Genomic DNA, 18,819 nt, shown 5'->3' with positions numbered 1-18,819 from the left:
CCGGCGACCACCTCGCTGATGTCGCCGACGCCACCGAACGCGGCATCCACCGCATCAACGAGAACCACCGACTCCCCTGGGCCTTCCTCACCCACACCGGGCTGGTCATCCACCCCCCACACCCACAACTAACGAAAAGCTCAGTAGGTACTTTCGTTCGGATCACCGTGCGGACCATATGAAGATGCCTGCGATGTGGAGTCCGGTGAGGTAGATAGTTGCGGTCTTGTCGTATCGGGTGGCGAGGCCGCGCCAGTGTTTGATGCGGTTGATGCATCGTTCGACGGTGTTGCGCTGCTTGTAGGCCGCGCGGTCGAAGGCGGGTGGTCTGCCGCCCCGGCTGCCGCGCCGCTTGCGGTGGGCGGCCTGGTCGGCTGAGGTCTCACCGGCATCGTCACCAGGACTAGCCCGTGTGTGCGCCGAAGAGGCTCGAGAGACGGTCTGGCGGCCGCCGCACCGGCCGTCTTCGCAGGTGCGGCGGCGTCTCGTATGCTGCCTCCGTGGAGCGGGGAAAGCTGATCGCGGACCGTTACGAGCTGATCGGCCGTCTGGGCCGGGGTGGCATGGGCGAGGTGTGGGCCGCGCGGGATCGCGTGCTCCACCGTGAGGTCGCGCTCAAGCTGCTGGATCTCGACGGGATTGCCCAGGCTGACCTGCCCCGGCGGTTCGAGCGCGAGGCGGTCGCCGCTGCCCAGATCGTCCACCCCAACGTCGCCGCCCTGTACGACCGGGGCATCCACGACGACGTGTTGTTCCTGGTCATGGAGAAGGTGGACGGCCAGACGCTCACAGCGCCTCTCCAGGCTGAGAGTCCTTTCCCCCTGACGCGTGCCGTGGCCATTGCCAGCGGCATCTGCGCCGCGCTGGAGGCCGCCCACCGGGCCCAGGTCATCCACTACGACATCAAGCCCCACAACGTCATCCTCACCGGCGACGGGCTGGTGAAGGTCATCGACTTCGGGATCGCCGGGTTCGTCCAGGCCGCGTTCACCGTGGCGCGCTCCTCCCAACTGGCCCCGGCCGGAACGCCGGAGTTCGGCGCACCGGAGCAGTTCCTCACGGAACGCGGCGACGAACGCTCCGACCTGTACGCACTCGGTGGGATGCTCTTCGCGATGCTCGCCGGCCGGCCGCCCTTCACCGGGCACAACAGCATCGCGGTCGTGCGGCGCAAGCTCGACGAGGAGGCCCCGCCCCTCGACGCGTTCCGCCCCGGTCTGCCGCCGGAGGTGACCGCGCTCGTCGCCGAACTACTGGAGCGCGATCCCGACCGGCGCCCCCAGTCGGCACAGCAGGTCCAGCAGCGGCTTCAGGCACTCCTGGCGTCGTGCGCGGCAGCGGAAGCTCCCACCGCGGCGATGCCCCTGACCCCGCGTACCCGCCTGATGGACGTCACGCGGCGCGCGCCCCGGCCGCCCTCTCCCGACTCCTGGAACCGCGCCTCCACCGACGAGACGCCGTTCACCGCGGACGCCCTGTTGCCGCGGCGGTTCACCAACGACATGGACATCGAGTTCGCGCGGATCGCCGAGGACACCCGCCGCTCCCGTGAAGCGGGCCCCAGCGACCTGGTCAGGGAACTCGCGCGCCGTGACTGTGCCGGAATGGTCGTCGGCGTCTACGTGGAGCAGCCCGGTCCCCACGCCACGCCCGAGAACCCTGTCTACGTCTGCGTCCAGGTCTTCGCGTTCCCCGACTGGGCGATGGCCCGGGACGCGCACGGGTATCTGGGCGACGGGGGTGGGGCGTGGCGCCTCACCATCTGGAGCGCCCGCGACGGGGGCGGCCTCGCCCCCTGTCCCGACAAGGTCCACCGCAGCCACCGACGGCGGTACAGCTGGAGGGAAAACCGCTACCTGAGGGTGGCGGTGGCCTACCGCGCCGACCTCACCAACGACGGCTCCATCCGGCCCTGGCTCGACTCAGCCGCCCGCAGGGCCGCGCTCTCCGCCGGGCCGCAGAACCACCACGGCGCCTCGGTTCCGTTCGGGTCATCCGATCATTAGGCCGTGTGCCGTTAACCGATGCGCAATGGGCGCGGATTGAGCCGTTGTTGCCGGACCGGACGCCGAGGCGGGGTGGCCGCTGGCGGGATCACCGGCAGGTGATCGACGCGATCGCCTTCAAGTTCCGGACCGGGACGCAGTGGGTCCACCTGCCGGAGAAGTACGGCAACTGGAGAGGCGTCTACAACCGGCTGCGGATGTGGGCCCTGGACGGTACCTGGGAACGGGTCTTCACCGCCCTGGTCGCCCGGGCCGACGCCGATGAGGACCTGCAGTGGGCGGTCGCGGTCGACTCCACGATCGTGCGTGCCCACCAGCATGCCGCCGGGGCCCGCAAAAAAGGGGCCCCGGCCGGCGAGCCGGCCGATCACGCCATCGGACGCTCCCGCGGCGGGCTGACCACGAAGATCCACCTGGCGGCCGACGGCAACTGCCGGCCTCTGGCCTTCCGCCTCACCGCCGGACAGGCCGGTGACGCCCCCGCCTTCGAGCCGGTGATGGCCTCCATCCGCGTCCCACGGGCCACCGGGCGTCCCCGCACCCGCCCCGATATGGTCCTGGCCGACAAGGCCTACTCCTCCCGCGCCATCCGTCACCATCTGCGCAGACGCGGCATCCGGGCCGTGATCCCCGCTCCGGCCGACCAGGCCGCCCACCGCAGGCGGCGCGGCAGCCGGGGCGGCAGACCACCCGCCTTCGACCGCGCGGCCTACAAGCAGCGCAACACCGTCGAACGGTGCATCAACCGCATCAAACACTGGCGCGGCCTCGCCACCCAACCCGCTGCCACCACACCCCCAACTCACACTCGCGGCGGTGACTGCGGCGATTTGTTGGAAGGCGGCGTCGACGTTATGCCCACCGTGCCACCGCGGGCTCCTGCGCGACGCCGCTTACGAGAATTCCATGTCAGGGTGGGTCCCCTGTTCGCGGCGACGCACCAGTCTCCGTCCAACCCATGACCAACGCCCGCAGCGCCGACCAGCCGGCCTTGATGTCCTCCGCACCTCACTCCTGCTGCAGTGCGGTCCACCGAACTCCGAGCCGCTCGGCTGCGAGCGCTCCTGACCGGCAGCCCGCTTCGTGGAATCCGTCTCCGAAGTAGGCCCCGGCAAATGCGAGGGTTTCGTCGGACAGCTGGGTGAGCTGTTGTTGCGCCGTGGTGCTCTCGGCGGTGACGACCGGGTGCTCGTACTGGACGGTGCACAGCACGTCCTTCGGATCAATCCGGTCGGTCATGTTGTTGCTGCACAGGTAGTGATGCGCTTCTGTGCCGAGTTTGTGCACGAGGCCAGCGCGATAGGTGGCCCGGAAAGAGGACTCGGGTTCGGAACAGGACACGTGCAGAACCGTGTTGCTGGAGTCGGCGGAGCCTTTGAGGACGGTTGTGTCGGTGTGGATTGCGGCCTCGAGCGGAGCGTACTCGAAGGGCTCCAGCGCCGTTCGTTGGTGGGACGTCGGGGCGGAGAGCATGCGGAGTGCTTCAGGGGCGTGGGTGGCGATGACGGCCTTGTGGAACGTGTGCGGGATGCCATCGCCGTCGGTGATCAGTACGCCGTCACCGTCCCGGGATACCCCGGCGACGGGAGAGGCGGTGTGAATGCGGCTCAACTTGGTGGCGAGGGCGTCGACATAGCGTCGGCTGCCTCCAGTCACGGTGCGCCAGGAGGCCAGCGCATCGGGCCCCATGAGTTCGTACCTGCTGAGCGTTCCGCCGAGCGATTTCACGGGCATATGGTCGATGTGCCGCGGGGCTTGCAGAAAGAGCGATCCCGTCCTGGGGTAGAGGAAGTGATCCGCGAAGTACGAGGAGTACTCTCCCGCCTGGAGAAGTTCCCCGACAGCGGGCCCCGTTCCTTCCCCAGCCATGATGGTCATGAGATCGGCCGGGAAGCGCGCGCAGTCCCGCTCGAACGCATCCCAGGTCCGTTCCTGAACCGGCTGCGGGCGTGTGGGCCAGTTCTCCATCCCCAGCACACCACCTGCCAGATGCGCGAACCCGCAGTCGTCACAGACGACATCCACCACCAGGTCGGCGGGCTGCGTTTCGACTCCCAGCTCTTTGAAGAGACGTGTGACCATGGGGTAGTAGAGCTCGCTGTAGATGATGAAGCCCATGTCGATGGACTGGCCCGCTATCCGGTGGGTGTCGGCGTGGCCGCCGAGATTACTCGCTGCTTCGAAGAGCGTGACGTCGTACTGCTGCTGCAGGACATGGGCCGCGGTCAGCCCGGAAATGCCGCCTCCGATCACGGCCGCCGTGCGACGCTCCATGAGTGCCTCCCAATTGTCATTACGTCCGGTAGCGGAGTATTTCCTGCATCCAGTCCAGATGGCCGCGCATTCCGGTTCGGAGGGTGTTGAGATACCGCAGGAGCCGCGGATCGGCGTCTTGTTTGGAGGCCCGTTCCAGGGCCAGGTACCGGCGGACCTCGCGGTTGTGCAGGTCGATCACTCGGCTCATTGCGGTTTCGCGCGATTCACCGTCCTCGCGCATGAGCAGGGAAACGAGGTTGAAGCTGCCTGCCCCGGCTTCCCGGCCGACGGAGAACAGGTCGTTGGCCAACGTCACTTGGGCCACGGCTGACCGGGTCATTGCCCTGACGTCCGGGCGGTAGTACGCGTCGTCTGCCGGGGACGCGTCTTCGGCCACGCACGCCAGAGCGGAGGCCAGAGCGTTTGGGGCGCCGGTACAGCGCATGTCCAGGTACTCGTCGGGAGTCAGAGCGTGCGGGGACGCCCGGGTAGCGGTTTCCCAGGTGATTCCCAACAGGCTGTTGACCAGTTCGTGCTGTACACGGGCGGCGTGCTCGGGGCGGCAAACGCGCCGTAGCCGGTCGATGAGGTCCCGCAAGGCGTGTTCGAAGGGGCATTCGGCGCTGATGTCCTGCGGCTTCGGTGCTGCGGTGATGCGCAGAACTCGGGCGATCAAAACGAGAGTTTCCTGAGGTGCGTCGTCTTCATCCTGCAGATCGCAGTGATCGTCAATCAGGGTGATCCAGGTCAGCCAGTCCGTGAGGAGCGCGACCATGTCGAACTCGCTGTTCGGGCTGGCCCGGCCGGCCAGACGTCCGAAGGCGGCGGACCGGAATCTCGCCTCGGCAACGGGGTCGGCGAGCAGCCCGACGCCTTGGGCCCAGTGCCGGCTTGCTTCGGTCGCCTCGTCTGCCAGCGGGTTGAGGCGTGAGGGGAACGGGCAGTACAGGGCCGGTGTCGCGAGGAAGTCTGTGGGCGTGGAAACCTCGGGGCCGGGGGCGTGTGCATGTGCGGTCATGCGGGCCTCCGTGTTGCCGAGTCGGCTACTTCGCGCAGAGGGGACAGGGACGCGGCGCTGATCCGGCTGCACTGGTCGAGGTGGTGCAGGGCTTGATCGCGCCGCTCGGCGATCATTTCTTCCACACGGCGGCGGGCTCCCGTGCGGACCAGGATGCGGCGGACCTGCTCGGCCTCGCCTTCCATCAGGTCCTGCTTGCCCAGGAGCGTATCGAGTCGCCGTCGTTGGGCGACCCCGGCTTTCTGGAAGGCTACGGCGATGAGCACGGTGCGCTTGTTGCCCCTCAGGTCGTCCAGACAGGACTTTCCCGTCACGGCCGGGTCTCCGAAGACGCCGAGGAGATCGTCACGGAGCTGGAAGGCCTCCCCGAGGGGGATGGCGTAGCCGGTGAGTTCGTGGAGTTGGTTGCTGGTCGCTCCGGCCAGTGCGGCTCCGAGGTGGAGCGGCCGCTCGAAGGAGTACTTGGCCGTCTTGTAGCGGATGACCGTCAACGCGGTGTGCAAGTCAGCCTCGGAGCCGCTGCTCATGAGCACGTCGAGATACTGGCCGCCCATCACCTCGGAGCGCATCGCGTCCAATACCGGCCGGGCGGCTTGGAGTTGGGCGGGTTCGAGGCCGCTGTTGTGGAGGATCTGGTCGGACCACACCAGCGCCATATCGCCGAGCAGGATCGCCTTGCTGACGCCGGCGTGCCGGGCGGTGCTCGGGTCGGGGTCCGCCGCGCCGCTCAGTGCGCGGTGCAGGGTCGGACCGGCTCTCCTGGTGTCGGAGCCGTCCATGATGTCGTCGTGGATGAGCGCGAAGGCGTGGAACAGCTCCAGTGAGGCGGCTGCACGAAGGACGGCCGGCGTCGGGCACCGGCCGCTGACGGCGGTATAGCCGATGCAACACAGCAAGGGGCGAAGGCGCTTCCCGGCGCGGAGTACGAAGTCGTGCAGGAGGCCGGTGGCCTCGGCCAGCCGGGGGTCTTGGTAGTGGTGGGCGGTGAGGAAGGTGTCGAGTATCTGCTCGATCCCGGTGCGCGTCTCAGCGAACAGGCGTGACAGGGGCGTGGCGGCGGCAGTCATCACTCTTCTCCTGGCGAAGTGGAGGTTCGTCCTGAGCCTTGTCGGCCTCAGCCGGAGAAGGCGGGAAGCACCTTCTTTCCGAACAGATCGAGCGAGTCGAAGTTCTTTTTGTGCGGGAGTGCACCGACCTGGCAGTTAAGAATCAGCTGATCGACGCCGACCGCCTGCCATCGGCGTACACAGGGCCGCCGAGAATACAAGCAAATTCGCGCATGTGGCGCATGCGCAATTCAATCTGCGCACAGTAAAGCAATACGACGGGAAATTCTGCTGACCAACCGCGTTGACTCGCCTCCATTTCTTCCCCACGCAACCTGATCCAATCCCGAAGGGCAACGACCGGATCCGGCCATCCTGGCCTTTGCGTATGACGCCTCGTCAGTATCCGGCCAGCGCCTGTATCCAGCCGGTCAAGCATGGAACAAGCCACGAAACATTCGCCGCGTGCGGCAGGGCCTGATATTCAAACCGTAGCTGCCGATCTGACTGGTCTGGGGCGGTGCGGAGACCAGTGCGCTCACCGGTATTCATCGGTTGGTGCGTGGACCGCCCGCATTCGCTTTCAGCAGGCACTGGCCTCCCGGTGGGCCACCGCTACCGCCGACCGCATCAAGCGTGACCCAGCGCAGCCCGGTGTCCGGCTGCGCTGCTACCTGGACCTGCGCCAGGACGTCACCGCGCCCGCCCTACCCACCCGACGGCGCCACGCGGCACCGTGGTGGGGGCTACGAGCTGGTGGTGGGGGTGGGGACGCCGGGGCGGGAAGTGGCGCTCCAGAACCTCCGCCCAGCAGTGCAGACAACGAAGCCATCGGGGCCGAACGCATGCTGGCCTGCCAGTCGGTGGGGCCGACTGTGACGCTCAGCCGAGCCAACTCAAGCGCCAAAGGGCCAACTCAACCGCTACGTCACACGAGTGCCGGCGCGTGCCGCTCCCGGGATCCCTCGGGGCTGCTGACTTCCCCTGGTGCCCGCTGCTACGTTGAGCCTCATGTTCCTCCTCTTGGCATAGGCACGCCCAGCCCGCGACCCGCACACAGTGCTCGCGGCATTTCGGCGTCCCTGCTTCCGCCTCGACCGAGGAATTTTCCGATGTCTGCGCCTGCTCAAGGGCGGCCCTCGTACGCGGCCGTACTGCGCCTTCCGTACGCCCGACGCACCTTCGGTGCCGCCCTGCTCGGGCGGCTCTCGTACGGGATGCTCGCCCTCTCGGTGATGCTGGCGGTGACCCGGGCCACCGGCTCGTATGCCGTCGCAGGCACGATCATGGCGCTGTTCGGCGCCACCAGTGTCTTCCTGTCCCCGGTTCGGGCGGCCCTCGTCGACCGCCACGGCCCACGCCCCGCGCTCCTGCCGATGGCCCTGCTCTACGCGGGTCTCCTGGGCGCCCTCGCGGCGGCCTCCTGGCGGCCCGGCGCCCCCGCCTTTCTGCTGGGCGCCATCGCCGCAGCCGCGGGCGCCGCGACGCCTCCGCTCGGCCCCTCGATGCGGGCCATCTGGCGTGAACTCACCGATGACCGGCTGCTGTTGCAGCGCGCGTTCAGCCTGGACGGCGTCGCGGAGGAGATGCTGCTCATCTCCGGTCCGCTGCTGGTCGGCGCGCTGGTGCAGATCGCGCCTCCGGCGGCCGGGGTCGTAGTGAGCGCGCTGCTCGTGGGGGTCGGGACCTTCGCATTCGTCATGTCGCCAGCCGTACGGGACGTACGGCCGACTGCCGTTGCCAAGGCGGCGGCACGCTCCGAGGCGCGGTTGCAGGGGGCGCGGGCACTGCTGACGCCGGTCGTGGTGGCGGCCGGGGTCGGACTGGCACTGGGCGCCATGGATCTGCTGGTCCTCGCGTTCGCGACGGAGCGGCATCACGGTGACGACGTGGTCGCCTGGGTGCTCGCGGCCCTCTCGGCGGGCAGCGCGGTCGGCGGGCTCCTGAACGGTGCCATCTGCTGGCACACCGGGGCCCGGGGACGACTGCCGCTGCTGGCTGTCGGCCTCGGTCTCGCCCTGGCCGCCGCGGGGCTCGCGCCGGGCGTGGGGGCGCTGACCGTGGCGGTGGCGTGTGCGGGATTCTTTGTGGCTCCGGCGCTCACCACGGCGTATCTGCTGGCCGACGAGGTGGCACCGCCGGAGCGTCGCACCCAAGCGGGCGCCTGGGTCAACACGGCGGTGAACGCGGGAATTTCGGGCGGCACCGCGACGGCCGGTCTGCTGGCGGCACGGCTGCCGCTCGGGGCGTGCTTCGCCCTCGCGGGCGGCGTGACTGTGCTCGCAGCCCTGGCCTGCGCCGTGGGGAAGCCGAAGACAGCCGACCTGTCCCTCGGTGAAGGGTCTCCCATCAGCCAAGAGCCTGCCCTCAGCGAAGAGTCTCCCGCACCCTTCGCAGCCCCGCCCGGCTCACCGAGTACCAGGCCGAAGTCCCCCGCTGCTCACGCTCCAGAATCCCCGCCTCAGCCATGAACTTCGGATGGTGGCTGACTGTCGGCTGCCGGAGCCAAGCCGTTCGGCAAGTTGTTGGTGTCGGTAAGAACCGTGTCACCAGCCGCAAATGAGCTGGCTACTCCGGCGTCTTCGCAGGTCGAGGAAATCTTGGACGATGAGCTCGCGGAGGAACTCGGCGAGGGCGGCGAAGACATGGAAGACGAGTCGGCCGCCAAGCCCCAGCGACTGCATGCCGACAAAGCCTAGGACCGGCCCGACCTGCGCAGAAGGCTGTGCGGCACACGCATCGGCGTCCGTATCGCCCGCAAAGGCATCGAGTCCAGCGAGCAGTTGGGGCGTCGCAGCGCCCCGGGTCAGGAGTTGGCGGGGGACTCGTCCGGGAAGATTCTGGTCACGATCGTGCCGTCTTTCTTGAGGTAGCCGTGGAGCATCCCAGGGCTGCTGTGCGGGGCGTCGAAGGCGCCATCGGGTCCGAGCGCGATCACCCCGCCGGTCCCGCCGAGTTGCGGCAGCCGCTTGACGATCACCTGGTACGCGGCGTGGGCTATGTCCTTCCTGCCGAATTCGATCAGGTTGGAGATCGTCGACGTCGCTGCGCCCCGGATGAATACCTCGCCCGCACCGGTGGCGCTGGCTGCCGCGACTCCGTTCTTCGCGTATGTACCGGCGCCGATGATCGGTGAGTCGCCCACCCGGCCGGGCAGTTTGTTGGTCAGCCCGCCGGTGGACGTCGCGGCTGACAGGTCTTTGTCATGGTCGATCGCCACGGCGCCGACCGTGCCCTTGGACTGCTCGTCGGCGCGCAGTTCCTTGGACTTGGAGGCGCTGGTGTCGCCCGCCTCGGCAGCCTTTTCCTTCATCAGGGCGTCCCACCGGGCCTTGGTGAAGTAGTAATCCTGGGTCACGGTCCGCAGCCCGTGCTGCGCCGCGAAGTCGTCCGCCCCCTCCCCGGCCAGCATGACGTGCTTCGACTTGTCCATCACCAGGCGGGCCGCCTGGATGGGATTGCGTACGTTGCGCACCCCGGCAACGGCTCCTGCTTTGAGATCGGAGCCCCGCATGATGGAGGCGTCGAGTTCGTGCCCGGCGTCTGCCGTGAATACCGCGCCTTTTCCTGCGTTGAACAGTGGATTGTCCTCCAGTCGCTCCACTGCCGCCTGTACCGCATCGGTGCTGCTGCCGCCCCGGTTGAGTACTTTCTGTCCCGCTCGCAGGGCCTTGCTCAGTCCGTTCCGGTACGCCTTCTCCAGCTTCGGTGAGGTCGTGGCACGGTCCAGCGCCGTTCCGGCGCCGCCGTGCACCGCGAGCACGACGCCCCTGGCATCCGGCTCCGGCTTTCCGTCGGCCTTCTTCTTGGCGTGTTGGGCAGCGGGCAGGGTCTTCTCGGCAGCGGAGTTCGGCTCCCCGCCCTGTGCGACGGCGATCGTCGTGGTCACCGCCGCGGCTGTTGCCACGACGGGAAGAATCAGTTTTGCAGGTCGCATGTGCGTGTTCCCTCTCCAGCTTGTTCCATTGAGAGCGTTGTTTTCACCTGCTCCACCGACATCCGCAGCCAGCCGATTCGGACAGCTCGCGGTGGACGTCACCACGGACGGCACGGCCAGTACCGACTGGTTCTAGGCAGGAGCCGGAGGATGTCCTGGAGTCGGCGTTCCGTCAGCGGGGCTGGTCAGACGTGGGCTTGGGTGCCTGTTGTGCGGCGTTGTCCGGCGTCTTGATCCGGGCGATACCGAATCCGGTGAAGCCGCAGATGATCGCGAACACCACGCCCAGGTAGTTGAGGAACGCGTACGGTGCGTAGGCGACCGTTGCCACACCTAGCGTTGCCGACATGTACATTGCCGCTTCGGTCCACGGCACCAGCGGGACGATCACCGTGCCGGAGTCCTCCAGCGTCCGTGAGAGGTTCTTGGCGGCGAGCCCGCGCTCTCGGTAGACATCCTTGAACGCCTGGCCGGGGATCAGGATCGCCAGGTAGGACACGCCCATGGCCATTGCCGTACCGATCGAGGAGATCGCGGTGGCCAGGATGATGCCGCCAGTGCGTCGCACTCGCCCCAGCAGGCGGTGCATCAGTACGTCGATGCAGCCCGCCTCGGTGAGGATTCCGGCGAGCGCGAAGCCGGCCAGGCCGATGAGGATGGTCTGCGCCATGGAGGTCATCCCCCCGCGGTTGAGCAGGAGACCGGCGGTATCGGGCAGCTGAGAGGGATCGATGCCGTGTCCGGCCAGCATCGTCACGTCGAAGCCCGTCGCCGCGGCGTCACTGACGTCGTGAATCGTGAAGCCCTGAACGGTCATGCCCAGGACGGCCGCGATCACCGAGGAGAGCACGATCGTCGGCACCGGGGGCTTCTTCATCATCGCGCCCGCGAGCACGATCAGGGGCGGCAGCAGGAGTAGGACGTTGAAGTCGAAGGCGTGCTTGAGCGCGGTCAGCAGGGCATCCGACCTTGCGGCGGCGTGTGCGTCGGCGTGCTGGGTCAGGCCGAGGAGGAAGTAGAGGACCGCCGAGACTCCGGCCGCGGGGAGGGTGGTGTAGAAGAGGTGGCGGATGTGCTCGAAGAGCGTGGAGCCGGCCACCGCAGGCGCGAGGTTGGTGGTGTCGGACAGCGGTGACATCTTGTCCCCGAAGTAGGCGCCGCTCACGATCGCCCCCGCGGTCATGGGCAGGGACGCCCCCAGCCCTGCGGCGACGCCCATGAGAGCGACACCGACCGTGCCGGCCGAGCCCCATGAGGTACCGGTCATGGTGGAAACCACCATGGTGATCAAGAACGCCACCAGGATGATCCAGGACGGCTGGATGACTCGCAGCCCGAACTCCACGATCATCGGAATGGTGCCGCAGAGTGTCCAGGTGCCGATGAGCATGCCGATGGCGACGAGGATGAGCAGTGCCGGCATCGCCGAGTCGATCTTCTCGCGGATGCTGTGGAGCATCTCCTCCCACGTCACCCCCAATTGCCAGGCAAGGATCCCCGCGCACGAGCCGGCGACTATGAGCAGGACGACGGGGTTGAGTCTGAGCCAGATCGAGCCGGGGATGACGATCGCCAGCATGAGCACGAGGGGCAGGGCCGCCTGGAACAACGTCGGCGTGCGGCGCGGGCGGCGGCGTGGTGACGCCTCGGCGACGTCGACGGCGGGTGTTTCGGACATGGGGACGGTGCTCCTCAGAGTCAGTTATGCCGACGACAGGTGCGAGGGCATGGGGAAAGAAGCGAGGGCGTGGAAAGGAAAGGGGGAGCGGTAAGAAGGGAAGCAGCGGCGCCGGGACGGGAGTCGTCAGTCGCGGGAGGCGCCGGTGCCCGTCATGCTCGTGATCACCTGCAGCCGCACCCGGTCGAGGTGCAGTTCCATCAGTTCGGCGGCACGGTCGGCCTGACCCTCGGCGATGGCCTCCGCGATCTGGTCGTGGTCGGTGAGTGAGGCGTCGGTGTGCGACACGGCCACATCGTGCCGACTGCGCACCACGATGATCTGCTGATGCACGCGCCACACCTGCTCGGTGATACGGGGGCTGCGGGCCGCGTCGAGCAGCGCGCGATGGAAGTCGAGGTCCATGCGGTGCGCGAGCTCGCGGCCCGCGGCCAGGTGTTTCCTCGACCGGTCGCAGGCGCGCCGCAGCGCGGTGATGTCCTTGCGGTCGCGCCGTGCGGCGGCCAGGCGCGCGGCGGCGGTCTCCAGTGCTGAGCGCAACTCGAAGAGCGCCTCGACCTCCTCGGGCTGGGCCTCGAACACGACAGCGCCCCTGTTGGGGCGGTGCACCAGCAGGCCCTCGCTGACGAGCTGCCGGATCGCCTCGCGCAGGGGCCCCCTGCTGATGCTCAGCTCCCGGGCGATCACGGCCTCGTTGATCCGGGTACCGGAGGCGATCTGGCCGCTGAGCAGGCGCTCGCGAAGCGTCTCGACGAGCTGGGTGGCAAGGCCGCGCTCAAGAGTCTCAGGCATACGTGGCCTCCCGTCCAAACAAGGCTGACCGTGGTGATCGCCATGGTCGCGAGGGGGTCCCGCATCGACGACGGCAGCCGCAAAGTGTTGACAGATGACAGTTGACGGGGCGGATCGCAGGTCTGTCAATACCCCCGGCGGCATCGACGCGGGCGGTGGCAAAGTGATAACTGTTGACAGTTCGATTGCTCGGTCGGTACGGCCGGAGAGGGAGGAGCGGGCTATGCACGTGGTGGTGGCGGAGGTCTGGCGAGGAGACTTCCTCGAATCGGTGCACCACGGAACGGTCCACGCTGCGGGGCCCGACGGGCAGACCGTGCTGAGCATCGGTGAGGCGGACCGCCCCATGTATCCCAGGTCGGCCAACAAGCCCCTTCAGGCGCTCGGCATGCTCCGCGCCGGACTCCAACTGGACGGCGAGCTGCTGGCACTGGCCTGTGCAAGCCACTCCGGCGAAGCCTTCCACCTCGACGGCGTGCGCAGGATCCTCAAGGATGCCGGGCTCGACACCGGGGCACTGCAGTGCACGGCTGCCCTGCCCATCGGCGAAGCCGCCCTCCATGCCTACCTTGCCGAGGGAGGAGGGCCGACCCCGTTGACGATGAACTGTTCCGGCAAACACGCCGCGATGCTTGCCACCTGCGTCGCCAACGGTTGGGACACGGCAACCTACCTGGACCCGCACCACCCGCTGCAGCGCGCGCTGCGCGAAACGATCGAGGATCTGGCCGGCGAAAAGGCCACCGCGACCGGCGTCGACGGCTGCGGAGCGCCGCTGTTCGCCATCGGCTACCCGGGCCTGGCCCGGGCGTTCGCCAAGCTGGCGACGGGCCGACCCGGATCGCCGGAACGGCGCATCGCCCTCGCGATGAACACCCACGCCGAATACGTCGGCGGAACCGGCCGGGACGTGACCCGGCTCATGGGCGCACTTCCCGGATCGGTCGCCAAGGAGGGCGCGGAAGGCGTCTACGCGATGGCACTCCCCGACGGCTCGTCGATCTCCCTGAAGATCGCCGACGGCTCCACCCGGGCCCGCCCCGTCGTCATGATCGCCGCACTACGGCGGCTCGGCATTGACACAGACACCGACGAAACCCTCACCGAACTCGCCACCGCCCCCGTACTCGGACACGGCAAGCCGGTCGGCGCGATACGCGCTGCGCGGATTCTGCACAGGTAGTCGTGGCCCTTCGCCAGCTGTCGCTTTGGGCAAGGCGGGCCGGCCCGCCTTGCCCAGACAGACGCCCCGGCCAGACTGCCGTGAGCGCCTCGTGCTCACGGCGGTGGCCCAAGCACTGCGGCGTCGTCGACCACAGTGGTTCACAAGGGAACACCGCGGACACGTGAGAACCACGGACAGGGCTGTCGCAGTCCCGCCATGCACACCCGGAGCACCCAGGGCAATGGCGCCTCATCGACGCCGGCACGCCGGAGTCGGCTCAGGTCTCCCTCTCCGGTGTGTAGTCGGCTTCCGCCAGGCCGAAGGTCCAGGCGACGCCCTCCCGGGCAGTTCGGATCCGCGGCGGCACTCGCAGCCAGTACGTGCGGTGTCTGCCGTCGGGCTCCGGGGTGGAGTTGACCACTTCGACCATCACAACCGGCTCGTCCTCCTCCAGTTCGATCCGCCACAGCACACCGGCCTCGTCCCGATGCACGGGGTCGGCCCCGGACTCCTCCAGATAGCGGTCGTAGCCGTAGTGCTCCAGCATCACGCGGCGCAGCTCGGCGTTCTTCTCCTCTCGTATCCGCTGCGGAGTCAGTTCGGCGAGGCCGTCAAGGAAGTCTGCGGGGACCGGCATGCCGCGCCAGGCGTGCAGCGCGAATCCGTCGGGGAAGGCGAGCGCCGGGCCGTCCCCGCGGTCGAGTCGACCCGCCTCGTCCCGGTGCAGCTCTACGGGGCGTTCGGTGACGACCGCAGTCTTCTCGTACGGCCACCACCAGCCTGCGGCGCGGGCGACCGCGGCGACCCCGTCGAGCGCCTCCGCACCGTCCTGGCCGTCGAAAGCTGCCAGCCAGGCAGCGTCGTGCTGCCCCAGGACCGCGTCGAGCAGCACGAGCTGGACAGCCTGCTCGGACCCGGACACGCCGGTCGATGCGGCCTCGACCACGCCGGTCCGTATCCGTTCGGTCAGCATGATCGCGGCGTCCCATAGCTGAGCGCCTGTCAGCGCCCAGCGCTCGGCCCAGCCGACCGGCCCGAGGCGGTCGGAGACCCGCGCCCGCGCGGTGGCCCACGGCCGGGTACGCACCTCGTCGCGGACGCTGCGGCCGACCTCGCCCTCCGCCGTGAGCCGTACGGCCAGTGCCGCGCCCTCGCGGGGCGAGCCCGCCCAGACGATGCGCTCCGGCTCGGGCAGGCCCGCCAGCCGGTAGGCCAGGCGCACGCCGTCCTCAGCAGCCGCGCGGTCCGCCGGGCCGGTCGCCGCCGCCACCTCGCGCCACATCACCGTCGTGTCCGCCTGTGCGGTTTCCATTGGCGTCGTCATCGCTGCGTCCCCCCGCTGTCTCAGTCCGCCACGACGCGCACCGCGCCGGGCACGTACTCACGCTGCCGCACCACTCGGTACCAGCCCTTCGGCAGCGGTATTGCCGCGTGCTCCTCGTGCACCACCCGTCCGCCGTCCGGGAGATGGAGATAGGAGACGCCGAACGGCCCTGCCTCCCGGAACAAGGTCCCCGGCCCGACCACGGCGTGGGCGTGTCCGGTGACCTCGCCGAGTGCCAGCACGAGTCTCCCCCGCGCGTCCCGCGGCTGCGGCGGCAGCCGGTCCGTGCCCGGCGGCACCGCCGCCTCCGCCATGGGCACGATCAGGACATCCCCCTGCCGGTACATGCGTGTCTCCCTTCACCGCCGGCGCCTTGCCGAACGATGTCAACGACGCTAGGCCGGGGGTCTGACAACGGCCTCGGCCAGGCTCCGGACAGGCCGCCAAGGGCGTTGTCAGAGCGGCTTGGTAGAACTCTTCGCGAGTAACTCACCGTGTCCGTCCGCCCCAGGAGACCAGCGACATGTCCGTCGAACATCTGCAGGAACTGCACGGCCTTCCGGCCTTCGACTTCCGCGAACCCGGCACACCAGAGGATCTGCCGGACGCGGGTTCCGTGGCCTGGCGGCTGGTCGCGGATGTCCACGGGAACGCCTCGGGGGAGACGTTCGGCGTCCTGTGGGACCGCTTTCTGGACTCGGTGGACCCCGCCGGGGTCCGCGCGATCATCGTGGGTCAGTGGGGCGAGCCCTATGACAACGACTCCAGCGGCATCGTGGAGCGCCTCGTGGACGCCCGCGACCGGCTGACGGCGCTTCAGGCCGTCTTCATCGGCGACCTGGTGATGGAGGAGGCGGAGATCTCCTGGATCGAGCAGTCCGATGTCACGCCGGTCCTCGATGCCTATCCGCTGCTGGAGGAGTTCGGGATCCGCGGCGGCACCGGGCTGCGCTTCCCGGCAGTCCGGCACAAGCACCTGCGCACGCTCTGCTTCGAAGCCGGCGGCCTGCCCGGCGAGGTCGTGCGCGGTGTCGGGGCCAGCGAGCTCCCCGCGCTGGAGTACCTCGAAATGTGGCTCGGGGTGCAGGAGTACGGCGGCGACGCGACGGTTGCCGACCTCGCACCGCTCCTGGCCCAAGGACGCTTCCCGGCACTGCGCCACCTCGGCCTGCGCAACAGCGAAATCCAGGATGAGATCGCCGCCGCCGTGGCCGGAGCTCCCGTCGTCGCCCAGCTCAAGTCGCTCGACCTGTCCCTCGGTGTGCTCACCGACGAGGGCGTGGCGGCGCTGCTCGGCGGTCAGCCGCTCACCCACCTGACCTGGCTGGACCTCCATCACAACTTCGTCTCCGAGCCGGTGGCACAGCGGGTTCGAGCGGCTCTGGAGCCGTCGGGCGTCGAGATCGATCTGTCCGAGCCCGGTGACGAGGACGAGGACGACGGCGAGGTCTTCCGCTACACCGCCGTCGCGGAATGAGGCCGTCGTGATGCATGCGGATCACCTCAAGACCCTTCATGGGCTGCCCGTCTTCGACCTGCCCGAGCCCGATGAGGAGGATCTTCCCGAACCCGGTGAGGAGGATCTTCCCGCCGCAGGCGACGTGGCCTGGCGGCTGGACTGCTGCTGGGAAACGCCGTTCGCCGAGCTGTGGCGGAGCTTCACGGATCGCGTGCCGAGCGAGGATGTACGGGCCCTGATCATCGGGCCCTGGTGGGAAGACGAGTACACCGGCCTGCGTCCGGCCCTGGAACTGATCCTTGCGGACGCGGAGCGTTTCCCCGCGCTGCGAGCCCTGTTCCTCGCCGATGTCACCGGCGAGGAGTGCGAGATCTCCTGGCTGCAGCTCACCGACGTCACCCCCGTTCTGGAGGCCTTCCCGCTGCTGGAGGAGTTCGGAGTCCGTGGCGGTGACTCACAGGGGCTCGGCGAGGAGCCCCTGTCGCTGGGCCCGGTGCGCCACGACGCGCTGCGGGTGCTGCGGTTCGAGTCGGGCGGCCTCCCCGGGCACGTGGTGCGGGCGGTCGGCGCGTGCGAACTGCCCGCTCTTGAGCACCTGGAGGTGTGGCTCGGGGTGCAGGAGTACGGCGGTGACGCGACGGTCGCCGACCTCGCACCGCTCCTGGCCCAAGGACGCTTCCCGGCGCTGCGCCATCTCGGTCTGCAGAACAGCGAGTTGCAGGACGAGATAGCGGCGGCGGTCGCCTCGGCTCCGGTCGTCGCGCAGCTCGAATCGCTGAGCCTGTCCATGGGCACCCTCACCGACACCGGTGCGGAGGCCCTGCTACGCGGCCAGCCGCTGACGCATCTCCAACGGCTGGATCTGCGCCACCACTTCCTGAGCGAGGCCGTGGCCGACCGGGTTCGTACGGCCTTCGGCTCCGCCGGGACCGAGGTGGACCTGTCGGACGACCAGACTCCGGACTCCTGGGGGGACGAGGAGTGGCGCTATGTCGCCGTCTCCGAGTAGCCCCGACCCCAGCCGGGGCCTTCGCTTCGCCGTCGTCGGCAATCCCGAGAACCGGCGGACGACGATGTTCGCCGATGCCGTCCGCGCGGCGGGCCACACGGCACCACGCGTGCTCGCGTGGCGCGATGTGCTGCGCGGGCGGTACGCCTTCAGGCCGGGCGAGTTCGTACGGATCGACTCCCCCGGCGAGAACGCCGAGGTCGACCGGCTGCTGCGCGGCGCCGACGATCCCGCCCGGGTGGAGGGAACCGCTCTGTGGCACCGGCGTTTCACCGCCGCGGTCCGGGACGTGACAGGCGCGGCGCACCGTGCGGGCGCGGTGCCGTCCGCCGACCCGGAGGAGGTCGCGGTGATGTTCGACAAGCGGCGCTGCCATTCCCGGCTCACGGCCGCCGGCGTCCCGGTGCCCCCGGCCCTGACGGGTCCGGTCGGCGGCTGGGACGAGCTCAGGGAGCAGCTCAGGGCCGCCCGCGTCTCCCGGGCGTTCGTGAAGCCCGCACACGGTTCGTCGGCCTCCGGTGTCGTAGCGCTCTCGGTGGCGGGCCCCGGCCGTATCAGGGCGACGACCTCCGTGGAGACCGCTCCCGACGGCCGCCTGTTCAACTCCCTGCGGGTGCGGCACTACACCTCGGAGCCCGAGGTCGCCGCCCTCGTCAACGCGCTGGTTCCGGACGGGATCCACGTCGAGCGGTGGCTGCCCAAGGCATCCCAGGGCGGCCGGGCCGCCGATCTGCGTGTGGTCGTGGTCGCCGGACGTGCCACGCATGCCGTCGTACGGACCAGTCGGCACCCCATGACGAATCTGCACCTCGGCGGCGCCCGCGGCGATCTGGGCACGGCACGCGAAGCGGCCCGGGCCGCGGGCGGCAGCTTCGACGACGCGCTGGATACGGCGGAGCGGGCGGCCGCATGCTTCCCGGGCACGCTGTGCGTAGGCGTGGACGTCCTGCCGGTCACCGGGTGGCGCCGCTTCGCCGTCTGCGAGGTGAACGCCTTCGGGGATCTTCTGCCTCGCCTGACCGGCCTGCCCGGCAGCGGCGCTGAGGGCCTGGACACCTACGCCGCACAAGTTGCCGCCGCACAGGCCACCGAACGGCGCGCGGAACGTGAGGAGCAGCCGGCTTGACAT

The 18,819-nt window shown here is 69.1% G+C and carries 14 protein-coding genes and 4 pseudogenes; 9 read left to right on the top strand and 9 right to left on the bottom strand.

Annotated elements, in window-relative coordinates:
- Nucleotides 1-162: 162 nt before the first annotated feature.
- Nucleotides 163-372: pseudogene (locus tag ACTWP9_RS21805) on the bottom strand (IS5/IS1182 family transposase); the annotation flags it as partial.
- A 128-nt stretch (nucleotides 373-500) separates the two neighbouring features.
- On the opposite strand from ACTWP9_RS21805, the gene ACTWP9_RS21800 reads away from it, so the two are divergent.
- Nucleotides 501-2,006 (top strand): serine/threonine-protein kinase, encoded by a 1,506-nt coding sequence (locus ACTWP9_RS21800; protein WP_443247890.1) that lies wholly within the window; start codon nucleotides 501-503, stop codon nucleotides 2,004-2,006.
- Nucleotides 1,994-2,785 (top strand): annotated as a pseudogene (locus ACTWP9_RS21795) (IS5 family transposase); the annotation flags it as partial. The gene ACTWP9_RS21800 and the pseudogene ACTWP9_RS21795, both read left to right, overlap by 13 nt.
- Nucleotides 2,786-3,014: 229 nt before the next feature.
- Here ACTWP9_RS21795 and ACTWP9_RS21790 read toward each other — a convergent pair.
- Genes ACTWP9_RS21790 through ACTWP9_RS21780 form a run of 3 tightly spaced genes read right to left on the bottom strand, consistent with a single transcriptional unit; the run spans nucleotide 3,015 to nucleotide 6,347 of the window.
- A complete protein-coding gene (locus ACTWP9_RS21790; protein WP_443247889.1) occupies nucleotides 3,015-4,280 on the bottom strand; it encodes an FAD-dependent oxidoreductase in 1,266 nt (421 codons plus the stop codon).
- A 19-nt stretch (nucleotides 4,281-4,299) separates the two neighbouring features.
- Nucleotides 4,300-5,280 carry a terpene synthase family protein gene (locus ACTWP9_RS21785; protein WP_443247888.1) on the bottom strand — a complete coding sequence of 327 codons (981 nt, stop codon included), beginning with the start codon at nucleotides 5,278-5,280 and terminating at the stop codon, nucleotides 4,300-4,302.
- On the bottom strand, nucleotides 5,277-6,347 hold the full coding sequence (locus ACTWP9_RS21780; RefSeq protein WP_443247887.1) for a polyprenyl synthetase family protein: 1,071 nt from the start codon (nucleotides 6,345-6,347) through the stop codon (nucleotides 5,277-5,279). The genes ACTWP9_RS21785 and ACTWP9_RS21780 overlap by 4 nt, the downstream gene beginning before the upstream one ends.
- Nucleotides 6,348-6,763: 416 nt before the next feature.
- Between ACTWP9_RS21780 and ACTWP9_RS21775 the strand changes: the two are divergent.
- The 3 genes and pseudogenes from ACTWP9_RS21775 to ACTWP9_RS21765 all read left to right on the top strand — a co-directional run.
- A pseudogene (locus ACTWP9_RS21775) lies at nucleotides 6,764-7,006 on the top strand (DUF6207 family protein); the annotation flags it as partial.
- A gap of 432 nt (nucleotides 7,007-7,438) precedes the next feature.
- Nucleotides 7,439-8,797 carry an MFS transporter gene (locus ACTWP9_RS21770; protein WP_443247906.1) on the top strand — a complete coding sequence of 453 codons (1,359 nt, stop codon included), beginning with the start codon at nucleotides 7,439-7,441 and terminating at the stop codon, nucleotides 8,795-8,797.
- Nucleotides 8,798-8,992: 195 nt separating this feature from the next.
- Nucleotides 8,993-9,121: pseudogene (locus tag ACTWP9_RS21765) on the top strand (IS5/IS1182 family transposase); the annotation flags it as partial.
- 11 nt (nucleotides 9,122-9,132) lie between these two features.
- Here ACTWP9_RS21765 and ACTWP9_RS21760 read toward each other — a convergent pair.
- The 3 genes from ACTWP9_RS21760 to ACTWP9_RS21750 all read right to left on the bottom strand — a co-directional run bounded on the left by ACTWP9_RS21760 (nucleotide 9,133) and on the right by ACTWP9_RS21750 (nucleotide 12,733).
- On the bottom strand, nucleotides 9,133-10,233 hold the full coding sequence (locus ACTWP9_RS21760; protein WP_443247886.1) for an isoaspartyl peptidase/L-asparaginase family protein: 1,101 nt from the start codon (nucleotides 10,231-10,233) through the stop codon (nucleotides 9,133-9,135).
- Nucleotides 10,234-10,435: 202 nt separating this feature from the next.
- Nucleotides 10,436-11,941: a Na+/H+ antiporter NhaC gene (gene nhaC, locus ACTWP9_RS21755; RefSeq protein ID WP_443247885.1), complete on the bottom strand. Its 1,506-nt coding sequence runs from the start codon at nucleotides 11,939-11,941 to the stop codon at nucleotides 10,436-10,438.
- A gap of 126 nt (nucleotides 11,942-12,067) precedes the next feature.
- Entirely contained in the window at nucleotides 12,068-12,733 is a 666-nt protein-coding gene (locus tag ACTWP9_RS21750) for a GntR family transcriptional regulator (RefSeq protein ID WP_443247884.1), read from the bottom strand.
- A 223-nt stretch (nucleotides 12,734-12,956) separates the two neighbouring features.
- Between ACTWP9_RS21750 and ACTWP9_RS21745 the strand changes: the two genes are divergently transcribed.
- The gene (locus tag ACTWP9_RS21745; RefSeq protein ID WP_443247883.1) at nucleotides 12,957-13,916 is read left to right on the top strand and encodes an asparaginase; all 960 of its coding nucleotides are present in this window, start codon (nucleotides 12,957-12,959) and stop codon (nucleotides 13,914-13,916) included.
- A 259-nt stretch (nucleotides 13,917-14,175) separates the two neighbouring features.
- Here the strand turns inward: ACTWP9_RS21745 and ACTWP9_RS21740 are convergent, their stop codons facing one another.
- Both ACTWP9_RS21740 and ACTWP9_RS21735 read right to left on the bottom strand, forming a co-directional pair.
- A complete protein-coding gene (locus ACTWP9_RS21740; protein ID WP_443247882.1) occupies nucleotides 14,176-15,222 on the bottom strand; it encodes a DUF6745 domain-containing protein in 1,047 nt (348 codons plus the stop codon).
- Between the two features lie 20 nt (nucleotides 15,223-15,242).
- Nucleotides 15,243-15,569, bottom strand: coding sequence for a hypothetical protein (locus ACTWP9_RS21735; RefSeq protein ID WP_443247881.1), 327 nt, complete (start codon nucleotides 15,567-15,569; stop codon nucleotides 15,243-15,245).
- Between the two features lie 176 nt (nucleotides 15,570-15,745).
- Here ACTWP9_RS21735 and ACTWP9_RS21730 point away from each other — a divergent pair, with 176 nt between their 5' ends.
- Genes ACTWP9_RS21730 through ACTWP9_RS21720 form a run of 3 tightly spaced genes read left to right on the top strand, consistent with a single transcriptional unit; the run spans nucleotide 15,746 to nucleotide 18,816 of the window.
- Nucleotides 15,746-16,699 carry an STM4015 family protein gene (locus ACTWP9_RS21730; protein WP_443247880.1) on the top strand — a complete coding sequence of 318 codons (954 nt, stop codon included), beginning with the start codon at nucleotides 15,746-15,748 and terminating at the stop codon, nucleotides 16,697-16,699.
- Nucleotides 16,700-16,706: 7 nt separating this feature from the next.
- Nucleotides 16,707-17,690: an STM4015 family protein gene (locus tag ACTWP9_RS21725; protein WP_443247879.1), complete on the top strand. Its 984-nt coding sequence runs from the start codon at nucleotides 16,707-16,709 to the stop codon at nucleotides 17,688-17,690.
- Nucleotides 17,671-18,816 carry an STM4014 family protein gene (locus tag ACTWP9_RS21720; RefSeq protein ID WP_443247878.1) on the top strand — a complete coding sequence of 382 codons (1,146 nt, stop codon included), beginning with the start codon at nucleotides 17,671-17,673 and terminating at the stop codon, nucleotides 18,814-18,816. The genes ACTWP9_RS21725 and ACTWP9_RS21720 overlap by 20 nt, the downstream gene beginning before the upstream one ends.
- The last annotated feature ends 3 nt before the right edge of the window (nucleotides 18,817-18,819 follow it).

It is taken from the genome of Streptomyces sp. 3N207, assembly GCF_052246355.1.
In the GTDB taxonomy this organism is placed as follows: domain Bacteria; phylum Actinomycetota; class Actinomycetes; order Streptomycetales; family Streptomycetaceae; genus Streptomyces.
The sequence above is the reverse complement of the archived record's forward strand: the minus strand, read 5'-3'. Positions and strand labels throughout refer to the sequence as shown.